This window comes from Marinobacter sp. F4216, assembly GCF_019931195.1.
GTDB lineage: Bacteria > Pseudomonadota > Gammaproteobacteria > Pseudomonadales > Oleiphilaceae > Marinobacter > Marinobacter suaedae.
This window is the reverse complement of sequence record NZ_JAIOUO010000005.1, coordinates 34,091-47,402: the sequence shown is the minus strand read 5'-3', so window position 1 is coordinate 47,402 and position 13,312 is coordinate 34,091. Positions and strand designations below refer to the sequence as shown.

Here is a 13,312-nt window from a genome sequence, read left to right as displayed (position 1 = left end):
GAGCCCCGGGGTGTCGAACCCCGGGGTCGCAAGCCCTCAGGATTTCCCTATCAGCGCAGCGGTTGCGACCGCTTGGGGCGCCAGATAGGCAAGTCTTGGGTTTGTGTCCGATTCGAAATTCGAAAAAGTAAAAGTAGAGGAGGAACACGCAAATGCAGTTCGACTATCTTGAAAACGCCACGTGGAGGGTGCCGGTATGACGCTCTGGCTATCCGCAGGCATGATCTTTACCTTCGCCGCCATCGCGGTGATTCTGCTCAAATGGGGCAACATGAAGGTGATCGGTGTCACACCGGTACACACCTTCACGTTCATTGCCATTTTGTTTACTTCCGGTCTGGATGTGGGACTGATCATGTTCCCGCTGACCGAGTTTGCCGGTTACGCCAACGTGACTGAGAACCCGGAATACGGCTTTGCCAACCCGCTCGCCATCGAGTTCGGGTTCTGGGCCTTCCTGATATGGGGGTTCTATTTCCTGACCTGCTTCTATTTCGCGATCATCGAGCCGCGGGTGAAGTTCTTTGAGATTACGCCGGTCAAGATCATTAACAACGTGGTGATCATCGGGACCTGTGCGTTCACCGCCTACCTGTTGCTGGCGAACCTGCCCTGGTACCTGCCGCAACTGGGTGATGGGGAAAGCGTGGTACCCGCGTTCTACATCATCGTGTTTGTGTCCATTGCGCTGGCGGTCTACTCCAGCTCAAAACTCAAGTACGTCCGTATCCTGAGTGTGGGCTCCAGTATTCTGTTCATTGCACTCATCAGCTTCATGTGGGTGCGGGCGTTCGTGATTGGCCAAGGCTCACCGGATGAGTTCTTTGGCACCGCGGGACTGCTGACCGAGTACTTCACCAACATTCACCAGTTCATTCTGCCAATCAACGACTACCACGAGTTCTACCTGTTCTGGTGGTTCGCCTGGAGCATCATGATCGGTCAGTTCACTGCCCGTTTCGTGAGCGGTATTCGTACCTGGCAGCTGCTGATCGCCATGCTGGTGATTCCGTCCGTCGCCATTGGTGTCTGGTTCACCGTGCTGTACCAGTATCACCGAGAGGGTCTTGAGGTGATGGCGCTGACCAACATCGCGATGATCAGTGTGGGCGTACTGATGGTGATCAACTCCCTGGATTCGTTGATCCGCCTGTACACCGACAACCTGAACCTGACTGCCGAGCGCTTTGGCCAGTTCAACTACCTGCTGTTCAACTTCATTGCCATGGCAGGGCTGACCATGCTGTTCAAGCTGGAGTTCCTGCAGATACAGTGGGTCGGCGCACTGGTCATAGCGCTGTACTTCAGCTGCTTTGCCTACATCCTGTCGACCAAGAGCCGGGATGTGTTCAGCATCGACTCCTCCCCGAAGGATCGGGTTCTGGACTTCCACAAGGTGGACGAAGTGGACGAGGCGCACTCGAGCGCCTGACGCCAAAGGGGTTGGTCCTCAGGACCAACCCCTTTTTTCTGCCTGAACCGCTACTTGTTCAATTACAGCTCTCCAGCTGGTTAATCCAGTCGGCTACCAGCTCGGCTCCCCGACGATCCACCACGTGCACGCTGATCGGTGGCATACGCACCTCCCGCTCAGCCACCATCCTCAGGTAAAGCAACGAATTCTCCGCATCCCCGGGCCGCAGCAACACGGCACCGGCCTGCCCCAGATTGCCATTACGGGGTTCGGTTTCGCAGGTGCCGGTCTGACTGAGTGAGGTGGTGATGCGCCAATCCATGGCACTCTGAGTGCTGGCTCCGGGCCGGTGACAATGGCTGCAGTTGGTGTGTAGGTAGCTTCGGGCCCGGGCGTCCAGCGAGGCCTCGGTATCGGTGCTGCGGGTCAGTGTGGTCTGGCGCTGGGCGGAGGTCGGAGTATTTTCCAGCAGGCCGATGGCGGCGAACGTGTTTAGCTGATTGGCGGTTCGGCCGGTCTGCGGGTAGGTGAAATTCCGGTTCAGCTGCGCCACTTCCAGCCCCAGGCTGTTGCCGGCCGCCGAGGTGTGGCACAGGGCGCATTCGCCCGCGGAGGGGTAGTGCCAGATCTGGCCACCGACATCCACATCCCGGCCGCCGGTCACCAGGGTGGCGTCCGATCCGGTGTCGTTCCACTGATAGCTGTAGCCGGACCAGCTGCCATCAACATTATGCAGGTAAAGCCGGGTTTCGATCAGGCGCTGATCCAGGGTGAAATTCTTGACCAGTACGGTGCCCCGGGGAAACCGGAAATCACCGCTGGCGTCCACCTCGATGGTGGTTCGGTCGGGCAGGCCGAAGTAGCGGGTCTTGTCGGCCCCGTCGGACCAGAAGGGTTCGATGACGGTGTAGGGAATCAGCCCGTCAGCGGGTTGCGTTGGATCGTTGCTCTGGACGCACCCGGTATCTGACAGTCGCTGAGGCAGCTCGGTCTCCTCCAGTACCGGATCGATCCGGAACAGCCCCTGAAAGGTCACCAGATACAGTTCGCCGTCACGGTCCTCGGCAAAGGAGGCCACGTTGTAGCCGGTTTCCAGCAGAGTGCGGCGCTGATAACTGCCATCACCCTGCGGGTCCAGCGCCCACAGGGTGCCGGTCCCGAAGTCGGAAAACAGGTAGCTGCCACGGAGGGCGGGCATGGTACTGCCCCGGTACACATAGCCGCCGGTAACGGATACCCCGTCCCCGCGCCCGTAGGCGGCGACGGGGTCGGTGAACGGGCCGGTGGTGCTGCAACTGTTGCTGGTTCGCTCGAAACCTTCATAGCAGCGCCAGCCATAGTTTCCGCCGAGGGTGATGCGATTGATTTCCTCGAATCGGGTTTCGCCCACGTCTCCGGCCCACAGGTCGCCGGTGGCACGGTCAAAGCTCCAGCGCCAGGGGTTGCGCAGGCCGTAGGCGTAGATCTCCGGCACGGAACCGGAAACGCCGTTGTTCGCCGGGGTTCCGTCAGGCCGGATGCGCAGGATTTTGCCCAGCCGGGTAGACAGGCTCTGGGCCCGGTTACCGGGGTCATCGGCGGAGCCGCCGTCGCCGAGGCCGATGTACAGCAGCCCGTCGGGCCCGAAGGCAATATGCCCGCCATTGTGGTTGGCAAAGGGCTGTGACTGCTCCAGCAGATTAGTCCGAAGCAGGCCGCCGGCGGCACTCTGGCGCAGGCTACGGCCGTTATCGAGGGATTCGAAGCGCGCGACGTGGGAGGTGATGCCACCCCGTTGTTCTGTGAACGACAGGTAGACAAAACCATTGCTGGCAAAATCGGGGTCAAAGGCCATGCCCAGCAGGCCGCATTCCTCGCAGTTGGCGAGTGGGTACACCTCGGACAGATCCACCAGTTCGCTGCGGGTATTGGCGCCGGTATCAAGGCGGTAAACGATGCCGCCCTGCTGCACCACATAGAAGATATTGTCCAGGGAGGGGTGCTGCAGCATCAGCAGCGGGGCGCTGAAGGACAGGTCCCCGGCAACGGGGGTCAGCCGGACATCGGCGGATGGAGAGAAAGCCACACACTCGGCGTTGGCCGGACGTCCGTTCAGACCACCTGATCCGGAACCGTTACCTGAACCTCCACCTCCACCACAACCGGCCAGCGCGAGGAAGAAAAACAGATACAGGCAATGTTTCATAAGCCCTGTCCTCCCGGCAGAGCATTAAGAATAGATCATGAATACCGCCCAGCCTGTTGAAGTGGCGGATTCCGTCTCCATTAAGGAACACGTCGGTAGAAAGAACAAAGACTTACTGCCGGCTATAGTGGGGAGTTTTCGTGTCCACGGATCAAAATAGCCAATGCCTATCTTTGGTTTGGGAATTATCAATTTCATCATGACGGCCCGGATCCGTAATCTAGGCGTCGTTAATTCATATATACATCCACCTTTTTAGAAAGGAGTGTTCTTAATGGGCATCATCAACAGCGAGATCAAGCCGTTCAATGCAACCGCTTTCAAACAGGGCGAGTTCGTAGAGATCTCTGAAGCAGACGTGAAAGGCAAGTGGGCTGTATTCTTCTTCTACCCGGCTGACTTCACTTTCGTTTGCCCGACCGAACTGGGCGACGTTGCAGACAAGTACGAAGAGCTGCAGAAGATGGGCGTTGAAGTATTCTCCGTGTCTACCGACACCCACTTCACCCACAAGGCGTGGCACGACACTTCCGAAACCATTGGCAAGATCAACTACTACATGGTTGGCGACCAGACCGGCACCATCACCAACAACTTCGGTGTGATGCGTGAAGGCCAGGGCCTGGCCGATCGTGCGACTTTCGTGATCGACCCGGACGGCGTTATCCAGGCTATGGAAATCACTGCTGAAGGCATCGGCCGTGACGCAGACGACCTGGTCCGCAAGATCAAGGCCGCTCAGTACGTTCGCAACAATCCGGGTGAAGTGTGCCCGGCCAAGTGGAAAGAAGGCGAAGAGACTCTGGCTCCGTCTTTGGACCTGGTTGGCAAGATCTAAGGTAGCCGTAACCCGGACTACCCTGGACAAGGGCCCGCGAGGCGGGCCCTGCGCCAAAAACAAACCCCGGCTTGTGCCGGGGTTTGTTGTTTCTCGGCCTGTGAAAATCGGCCGGGATAAGACCCGTTCAGAGCGCCGCCAGAATGGCCTCCGAACTGGTGGTTTCCAGCCCTTTTTCATCGATGTTCAACAGCGAGACGACGCCATCGTCGATCACCATGGCATAACGCTGGCTACGGATGCCCATTTGCCCGGCGGTTCGGTCCTGGGTCAGGCCGAGCGCAGCCGCAAATTCGCCCAGGCCATCGGCCAGCATCACGATGTGATCGGCATTGTGAGCCTTGCCCCAGGCGTCCATCACAAAGGCATCGTTCACGGACGTACAGATGATGCTGTCGACGCCTTTGGCCTTGATCTTGTCCGCGTCCACCACAAAACCGGGCAGGTGTGCCGCCGAGCACGTAGGGGTGAAGGCGCCGGGGACCGCAAACAGGACCACCTTCTTGCCAGCCATCAGTTCGCCTGTGCGCACCGCCTGTGGGCCATCATTGCTCATAACCCGAAGTTCAATATCCGGGACCTTGTCGCCTACCTGAATCGTCATGAATGGGTTCTCCGTTTTTCGCTATGGAAATGGGATGTCTGGTCTTGGTAAAGCTATGGTACATCAGACAGTACTGCCGTAATCCACGCCTCTTGCCTTGAGCTGGTAGAAATGGTCGAGCACCTTGGCCATGTCATCGGCGTTGTAGGGGCGAAGTCCGCTCAGCACCAGACTCTTGGTGACCTCCCCCTCGACCTGTCCGCCGGACAGCAGCCGGTAATTCAGAAACACCTGGCCACGTTTGCCATGGTCCTGCAGGTCCGCGCTCTCCAGTTCCAGATCCGGTGATGTGATGGCCAGGCTGTCCAGTGCCAAACTCATGCTCTCGTACATCACCATGGGCCGTTCCGGGTTGAACATCACGCCCTTGGATTCCATCAGCGGCTGAAGCGTATGGGGAAAGTTCTTGCCCGATGCCGACACATAACAGCGGGTAAAATCTTCAATCACCGCAGGATCCCGAACTGTGTCGCCGCTTCGGTCTACCTCCAGGTAAACCTTTCCGCTGGCGTCCGCCACTTCAATCCGTTCCTCCGAGGGGGTATGAAACGCCAGACCCACGTCTTTGCTCAGCAGGGCCTTGAAGCAGAAACTCATCCGCTCCGACAGGCCAAAGCGCGAGAGTACCAGCGCGAACAGAAGGTCGCCGGGTACGCAGAAACGGCGGGCATCGGGGTCGTGAATCGGGTTGAAGTCCCCGGCAATTTCCTTGGCAAACTGGCTGGCTTGCACAGGAGTAATCCGAACGAATCCATTTTGAACGGAGTGAAAGCGGTCTAGAAACATGAATGGTTTTACCTGATTATCGCAGAGGCTGTGCGAATGAGTTACCTCCTCTCATCATAATGGAATGCTCTGACACCCTGATATGCGCTATTCGTCCTATCGGCGCCGGGATCTTCGCCTGTTCATTAATGAAATCTATGGTGTTTGAATAGCAGGCGCCTATCAATCTATTAAGGTCAATCAATTTGAGCCGAAGGTGGCGCACCCTTATCGTTACGTTCAAGTTCAAACCCGTTGTTATTAACAGTTTCCGTTAACAACGAAAGTATCTAACGCATCGAGTAGGGGAGCACTAACCGTATGTTGGACGCGAACATCAAGGCACAGCTGAACGCCTACATGGAAAAACTGCAGCAGCCGATCGAGCTGGTGGCGGCCTATGACGATGGCGCCAAGTCCCAGGAACTGAAGGGCCTGCTGGAAGAACTGGCGGCGATGTCCGATAAAATCAGCCTGCGGACCGAGGACAGCGACACCGTCCGTCGGCCATCCTTCTCCATCAACCGGGTCGGCACGGACATTGGTGTTCGGTTTGCCGGTATTCCCATGGGCCACGAGTTCACGTCGCTGGTGCTGGCTCTGCTGCAGGTGGGTGGTCACCCCCCCAAGGTGTCCCAGGACGTCATTGAACGGGTTCAGGCGCTGGAAGGCGCTTTCGAGTTTGAGACCTACTTCTCCCTGTCGTGCCAGAACTGCCCGGACGTGGTACAGGCCCTCAACCTGATGAGTGTGCTGAACCCGAACATCAAACACACCTCCATCGATGGCGCCCTGTTCCAGGACGAAGTGGAACAGCGCGAGGTGATGGCGGTGCCCAGCGTTTACCTGAACGGTGAAGCCTGGGGCTCCGGTCGGATGACCCTGGAAGAAATCGTCGCCAGACTGGACACCAAGTCGGACGAGAAAGAGGCTGAGAAGCTGAACCAGAAAGATCCGTTCGAGGTGCTGGTCATCGGTGGTGGGCCGGCCGGTTCTGCGGCCGCTATCTACGCCTCCCGCAAAGGCATTTCTACCGGTATTGCAGCAGAGCGCTTTGGTGGCCAGGTGGCCGACACCATGGGTATCGAGAACCTGATTTCCGTGCCCTACACCGAGGGTCCCAAGCTGGTGGCTGCCATGGAGCAGCACGTCAATGAGTACGATGTCGACATCATGAACATGCAGCGGGCAGAAAAGCTGATTCCTGCTGCCCGGACTGGCGGCCTGCATGAAGTGCGCCTGGCCAATGGCGCATCCCTGAAAGCGCGGACCCTTGTCCTGTCCACCGGCGCCCGCTGGCGCCAGCTGGGTGTTCCGGGTGAGGACGAGTACCGTAACAAGGGCGTCGCCTACTGCCCGCACTGTGACGGCCCGCTGTTCAAGGGCAAGCGTGTCGCGGTCATCGGTGGCGGTAACTCCGGCGTGGAAGCGGCCATCGATCTGGCCGGGATTGTCGGCCACGTGACGCTGATCGAATTCGGTGCCGAGATGCGTGCAGACGACGTACTGCAGAAGAAACTGCGCAGCCTGAAGAACGTGGAAATCATTACGTCCGGCCAGACCACCGAAATCACCGGTGAGAACGGCAAGGTCAATGGCCTGAGCTACACCGATCGCAACACCGGTGATAACCACCACGTTGCTCTCGAGGGTGTGTTTGTTCAGATTGGCCTGGTGCCCAACACCGAGTGGCTGAAAGGCGACATTGAGCTGAGCCAGCACGGAGAAATCGTGGTGAACGATCGGAACGAAACGTCCATTCCGGGTGTGTTCGCAGCAGGTGACGCGACCACGGTACCCTACAAGCAGATCGTGATCTCCATGGGGGAAGGCTCCAAGGCCGCCCTGAGTGCCTTTGACTTCCTGATCCGGAATTCCGCTCAGGATGACGAGGAGGATGTCCAGGCGGCCTGATGTTGCCCGGGCGTTGAACCTGAAGAGGGGGCCAATACTGGCCCCCTTTGCTTGTTGGCACCCTGCTATTGCAGTAAGTTATTGCGCTTCCTAAGCCATTGACCAGGAGTTCTGGGTGCCTGTATTGACGATTGTTACTCGCTCGACCCTGCTGGCAGTGCTGTTTTGCTATTCGTTTCTGGCTTCGGCAAGCGGTACCCGACCGAACGTCATTTTCCTTTCCCCTGATGACTCCCGTTTCTGGAACCTGGTGTCCGGATTCATGACCGCCGTTGCCACTGATCTGGAGATGGACCTGGAAGTGCTGGTTGATGAGGAAGAGCACCGGTTTAGTTACCTGAAACTGGCCAGGAAGGTTTTGAACCGGCCCGAAAAACCGGATTATCTGGTGTTTATGTGCAAGGAAAATGTAACGACCCAGATGCTGAGCCTGGCCAACGCTGTGGGCGTCAAGGTCTTTACCTTCAATACACAGGTGCCGGAATACACCAGAGCGGCGGTGGGTTCGCCCCGGGATAGCATGCTTGGCTGGCTGGGTCACCTCAGTGCGGACAACGTCGCTGCTGGGGAGATGCTGACCCGGTTCCTGGAGCAACAGGTTCGTCAGCAGGGTATCGTGCAATCGGACCAGCCGGTCCCGATGATTGCCCTCGGCGGTACGCTCGACTCGTCCGCCTCCAAGGATCGCAGCCAGGGCCTCATAGCCGCGGCCGATGGCCAGGGTATTGACCTTGCCCAACTGGTCTCCGCGGACTGGAACGGCGATGCAGCGGCGTACAAGACCGGCATCCTGCTAAAGCGTTATCCCGATACCCGGTCGGTCTGGAGCGCCAGCGACGGAATGGCGCTGGGAGCCCTGGATGCGGTGAAACAGGTTGGCCTGGTGCCCGGTAAGGACATACTGGTCGGTGGCGTTGACTGGGAGCCCAGGGCGCTGGATGCCATCGAGCGTGGCGAAATGGCCGTGAGCCTGGGGCGCCACTTTATGGCCGGCGGGTTACTGATGGTGTTGTTGCACGATTATCACCACGGCCAGGATTTTGCGAGTCAGCCCGAGGACTCGGTGCTGCAGTACAGGTTGCACGCAGTGACCCGTGAGAATGTGGCGCAGGTGCAACGCCTGCTGAATCCGGATAACTGGCAGGCGGTGGATTTCCGCCGGTTCAGCCGGGTGCATCATCCCGAGCAGGCCAGCGCCTTGAACAGTGCCGATCAATTGCTGGATGCCTTCACAGATGCCCTGGCCGGCAGTGGTGCGAAAGATGTGCAGGTCACCCGCGCCGAGCCGGAGCCCGTTGGAGGCTGATCAGCCGACTTCCGATGCCAGGGTGCGAGGCCCGGCAGCAATGAGCTGGCGACTCTCGAACAGGTGAGGGTAAGCCGCCTGTACGCCAGCCACTATGAACTCGTGTGGCACATCCCCGAACACCCCGTGATCCCTCACATATTCCATATGAGCCTGACCGGATTCGGTGTATTCCTGAAACACCGAATCGTTCACCCCGTCAAAGGCCAGTGGTTCCACGTTCATCAGTTCGCACAGTGACCGGTTAAAGGCCGGCGTGGCTTTCACCCACCGCCCGTTCAGGTACAGCTCGATAAACCCGTGCATGCAGAACACATCAGATTGCAGGTACTCGATCAGCTTCGGGCTCGACAGGTGGTTGCGCACATCTGCCAGGGCCAGGCGGCTGGGGATGCCCAGGGCACGGGCGGCAGCCCCAAGTAATACCGCCTTCGGGATGCAGTAGGTTTCGCCCGAGGTCAGAGCGTAACTGGCCGTGAGCGTGACCGGGTCAGTCTTGAACACGTAGGGGTTATAAGTGATGCCGTCCCGCACCGCCAGGTACAGGGTCTTGATCCGCTCAATGGGGTCTTCTGGCACGCCAGCAAGCTGCTTTTCCATCCAGTCACGGATGGCCGGGTGCTGGTAGTCAAAGAAGGTGGTGCTCTGAAGATAGGATTCCATGCAGGCGTATTCCGGATTGGCGACATCGGGCCACCATCGTCTTCAATGAGCAAGCTACTGGCAATGACAAAATCTGCCACATTGACTGCCGGGAGGGCTCAACCTGATCAGTCTGACGGTTTCCGGACCAGTTCGTAGGCGCAGATGTTGACCGAGGTGGCCAGGTTCAGGGATTCAATATCGCCGCGTCCCTCGATGGTGTAGGCCGTTGTTCCGAGCTTTTCCAGTGCCTGTCGTGGTACACCCCGGGCTTCATTACCGAACAGGTAGCAATCGTGCCGGTGAAACCCGTCGCTGGTCAGCTGTTTGCCGTTCAGGTCGAGACTGGCAATGTTGCTGTACCGTCTGGCCAGGATGTCCAGAGGTACGTCGGTTTCCAGAGGCAGGTGGAAGAGGGCGCCCATGCTTGCCCGTACCACCTTGGGATTGTACGGATCAACACTGCCGGGGCTGAGCAGGCAGCGGAAGCCCCCGAACCAGGCAAGGGTGCGCAGAATGGTACCCAGGTTGCCCGGGTCCTGAACTTCATACAGGTAAATTGCCCGTTCCCCGTCAACCGGGCTTATTTCCTGATTCCCGTCGGGGATGGGCACCACCGCCAGAATCCCCTGGGGATGCTGGGTATCGGCCAGTTGCGCCATCTGGCGCTCGCCGACGACGTGTGTGGTAAACGGGCTTTGCCAGTGTTCGTAGGCATCTGTCACGTAGAGTTCGGCGTTGCGCAGCGCTGGCTGGTGTACTGCCGCCTTCTGCAGTTCCTGAACCAGATGTTCACCCTCCACCAGATAATGTTTGAACGCATTGCGGTATTTTTTCTGGTGCAGTTTCCGGATGTCATTCAGTTTCACGGTGATGGCCTGTGTGTCTCGTGGGGGCTCCGGCAGGTCAGGCTGGCGGTACGACGGGTTGATTGTACGTGGGACCGGGGCGGCTGTCAGGGTTTTGCCGGGCACGGAGGCGACACGTACAATAAGAGACTGTCCTCCTCCGGTTTGAAGAATCCCTATGGCCCGATCAAAAAGTAGCAACCGCTGGCTTGAAGAGCACGTCAACGATCCCTTCGTGAAACAGGCGCAGCTGGATGGTTATCGTTCCCGAGCCAGCTACAAGCTTCTGGAAATCAGCAAGAAGGATCGCCTGATTCGTCCCAACATGGTGGTGATGGACCTGGGTTCGGCGCCTGGCGGCTGGTCCCAGGTGGCGGCCGACCTGGTTGGGCACAAGGGCCGGGTCATCGCTTCGGACATCCTGCCGATGGACCCGATTGCCGGCGTGGAGTTCATCCAGGGCGATTTCACCGAGAACGAGGTGTTTGATGAGATCATGGCGACCCTCGGTGATACCCCGGTGGATGTGGTGATCTCGGACATGGCGCCGAACATCAGCGGCATCGCCGTGGCGGACCAGGCGTCCTCCATGTATCTGGTGGAACTGGCGCTGGATATGGCCTGCCAGGTGCTCAAGCCGAAAGGCGACTTCCTGGCCAAAGTGTTTCAGGGCGAGGGCTACGACGAGTACCTGAAATCCGTACGCGCCGCGTTCGACAAGGTGGTGGTGCGCAAGCCGGACTCCTCCCGCGCCCGCTCCCGGGAAGTTTATATTCTGGGCAAGGGCTTCAAGGGCTGATCACGGTGTGTACCAGATCGGGCTGGTCCATGCCCGTTCCTGTATCGAGGTCGGAAGATCCTTCGGCGGTTCGACCCCGAGTTTCACCGCGTCATACAACGACCAGCGCGGCGTAGGTATTTGCAGCACGCGGGCGTAGTAAACCGCCCGTTGATCGGCCTGGAAATCCGGGTCCGTCCATACGGTCGCTAATTGGGCATCGCCAATGTCGTTGGTATAGGTGGCGTCCCTGGTGTTGACGGTGTTACCCACCGGAGGAACATCGCCATCCTCGGCGGCCTTGCGTCCGTCGGACAGCGCCACATCGTAGATTTTCTCCTGGGGTTCGCCGTTCTCATCCAGCCAGCCCTTGATGATCTGAATGCGATCCAGATTGGCGCCGTTGGCCTCTTTCATGGCGTGGATCAGGAAACTGGGGGCTTTGCCATCGGGTGCTGCCGTCAGGTCGCCGCCCATAGGCACGCCCTTGTCGTAGGCCGCTTTTAACCAGTCGCTGTCTTCGAGGCTGTTTTCGCCGTAATCAAACCCGCCAAAGAACCTTACCTTCAGGCGCGGGCCCGATGTGGCGTAGGTTTCCTTTCGGGCAATTGCCTCAAAAATCTCCTCGCGAGTGTTAGCTCCGGCCCAGACACCGGCGACACCGCCACTGCTGAATTGCCGAACCTGCTTGGCAGCGGCTTCACTGACTCCGGGCGGGCCTTCAAGGCGGTGTTTGGGGTCGTTTTCGAAACCGAATTTGCCGGAGTAGTTGTCCTCTTCAATGGTCGCGGCCGAGTTGTGGGTGTCCGAGTCACCGATGAAACCGTATTTGAACGGATTGCCGTTGCCTTCGGCTTCCAGTTTCAGGCCCCGGATCAGCGCTTCACGCATGTAACCGCCCTTTTTCTTCTCAGGTGGGGTTGCGGTTGAAGCGAGGGTGTAATCCCAAAGCTCAAAACCGCCAAACTCATCGTTCGGTGAGAGTTTCGGATGGGTTTCCGAGGTGCCCTTGATCTGGGTGATCTCATACACCGGCTCATTCCGCATCCGGTTTTCGGCATAGTCTTCGGTCAGGGCACTGCCACCGTATGACTGTTCCGTCGGGAACATCAGGCCATTACTGGCGTTACCATTGTGGGGTACCGCGAGTACTTCGGCTCCGTTTTCCCGCTGCTGGTTCATCCACGCCCAGAGCTCTTCGGGCACATCGGTGTCGACCGCCGACAGTGGCTTGTCGGGCAGGTTTTCCGAGCCTTTGAAGAACACGATCCGATGCAGATTCTGCCAACTGGGGTTGGAGGTCCATTCAAACCCGACAAAGGTGGTGAACTTGCCGGGTTCGTAGTGCTTGTCCGCGTTCTTGATCACCTTTGACCAAATATCGGTGCTGATTTCGTCGCTGCCCAGGATCGGATCCTTGTTCCGGTTAGAGATGCCATCGAGTATTTCGGTGTAGGCGTCGAACGAGGCCTTGGGATCATCCCCGGTAATGGCGTCCGCCAGTGGATGCTTGCTGGCGGGGCTGTCTTCATCGGCCATCATCGGCAGGGCGCCGAGGTATTCGGCGTGGTCCGCCACGATGTACCAGTCCAGGGGAACTTTGATTTTCAGAGGCGTGCCATCACCACCCCCGGGGATTTCCTCACCCTTGGCCCACCGGTAGGCACCATCCGGGCCGGTGGCGGCGCCATTGATGTACGCGTCGAAAGACCAGCTTGAGTGAATGTGGAAATTGCCGAAATACACATCGTTCTGAGGATTCAGATCGGGTTCGGCGGCAACCGCCGGAAAGCTCAGGCCAATCGCAAGCAAGGCGGTGGATAATGTTTTGGGATCGGTCATTTAGGAACCTGCTGCGTTGATGGTCAATAAGATTTGCAGCCTGTCCTGAAACGGCCAGCGAACATCCAGCTGTTCAGTTGTTGGCTATCTAATAAATGTAGCAGCGAATCGCCAATCAGCCATTACACCGGCACCGGTGAGTGACGGGCGGTCATGAGTGACTGAGCATAGAGTAT

Annotated in this window: 11 protein-coding genes; 5 read left to right on the top strand and 6 right to left on the bottom strand. The window is 58.5% G+C overall.

What is annotated here, in order from left to right; translation table 11 throughout:
• Window positions 1–196: 196 nt before the first annotated feature.
• The gene (locus K8I84_RS12060) at window positions 197–1,432 is read left to right on the top strand and encodes a BCCT family transporter (RefSeq protein ID WP_223795024.1); all 1,236 of its coding nucleotides are present in this window, start codon (window positions 197–199) and stop codon (window positions 1,430–1,432) included.
• 58 nt (window positions 1,433–1,490) lie between these two features.
• Here K8I84_RS12060 and K8I84_RS12055 read toward each other — a convergent pair whose 3' ends face one another.
• Window positions 1,491–3,599, bottom strand: a complete 2,109-nt coding sequence (locus K8I84_RS12055) for a PQQ-dependent sugar dehydrogenase (protein WP_223795023.1) — start codon at window positions 3,597–3,599, stop codon at window positions 1,491–1,493.
• A 274-nt stretch (window positions 3,600–3,873) separates the two neighbouring features.
• Between K8I84_RS12055 and ahpC the strand changes: the two genes are divergently transcribed.
• The gene (gene ahpC / locus K8I84_RS12050; protein ID WP_223795022.1) at window positions 3,874–4,437 is read left to right on the top strand and encodes an alkyl hydroperoxide reductase subunit C; all 564 of its coding nucleotides are present in this window, start codon (window positions 3,874–3,876) and stop codon (window positions 4,435–4,437) included.
• A gap of 127 nt (window positions 4,438–4,564) precedes the next feature.
• Here the strand turns inward: ahpC and K8I84_RS12045 are convergent, their stop codons facing one another.
• Complete coding sequence (locus K8I84_RS12045; RefSeq protein ID WP_223795021.1) at window positions 4,565–5,041, bottom strand: peroxiredoxin; 477 nt, start codon at window positions 5,039–5,041, stop codon at window positions 4,565–4,567.
• 63 nt (window positions 5,042–5,104) lie between these two features.
• Window positions 5,105–5,827: a DUF3581 family protein gene (locus K8I84_RS12040; protein ID WP_223795020.1), complete on the bottom strand. Its 723-nt coding sequence runs from the start codon at window positions 5,825–5,827 to the stop codon at window positions 5,105–5,107.
• A gap of 300 nt (window positions 5,828–6,127) precedes the next feature.
• On the opposite strand from K8I84_RS12040, the gene ahpF reads away from it, so the two are divergent.
• Window positions 6,128–7,720: an alkyl hydroperoxide reductase subunit F gene (gene ahpF, locus K8I84_RS12035; RefSeq protein ID WP_223795019.1), complete on the top strand. Its 1,593-nt coding sequence runs from the start codon at window positions 6,128–6,130 to the stop codon at window positions 7,718–7,720.
• 115 nt (window positions 7,721–7,835) lie between these two features.
• Complete coding sequence (locus K8I84_RS12030) at window positions 7,836–9,026, top strand: ABC transporter substrate-binding protein (RefSeq protein ID WP_223795018.1); 1,191 nt, start codon at window positions 7,836–7,838, stop codon at window positions 9,024–9,026.
• Here K8I84_RS12030 and K8I84_RS12025 read toward each other — a convergent pair whose 3' ends face one another.
• Window positions 9,027–9,689, bottom strand: coding sequence for a transglutaminase-like domain-containing protein (locus tag K8I84_RS12025; protein ID WP_223795017.1), 663 nt, complete (start codon window positions 9,687–9,689; stop codon window positions 9,027–9,029).
• Window positions 9,690–9,796: 107 nt separating this feature from the next.
• The gene (locus K8I84_RS12020) at window positions 9,797–10,537 is read right to left on the bottom strand and encodes a TrmH family RNA methyltransferase (protein WP_223795016.1); all 741 of its coding nucleotides are present in this window, start codon (window positions 10,535–10,537) and stop codon (window positions 9,797–9,799) included.
• Window positions 10,538–10,694: 157 nt separating this feature from the next.
• On the opposite strand from K8I84_RS12020, the gene rlmE reads away from it, so the two are divergent.
• Complete coding sequence (rlmE, locus tag K8I84_RS12015; protein WP_223795015.1) at window positions 10,695–11,315, top strand: 23S rRNA (uridine(2552)-2'-O)-methyltransferase RlmE; 621 nt, start codon at window positions 10,695–10,697, stop codon at window positions 11,313–11,315.
• Here rlmE and K8I84_RS12010 read toward each other — a convergent pair whose 3' ends face one another.
• Window positions 11,316–13,136 (bottom strand): DUF3604 domain-containing protein, encoded by a 1,821-nt coding sequence (locus tag K8I84_RS12010; RefSeq protein ID WP_223795014.1) that lies wholly within the window; start codon window positions 13,134–13,136, stop codon window positions 11,316–11,318.
• Window positions 13,137–13,312 lie beyond the last annotated feature (176 nt).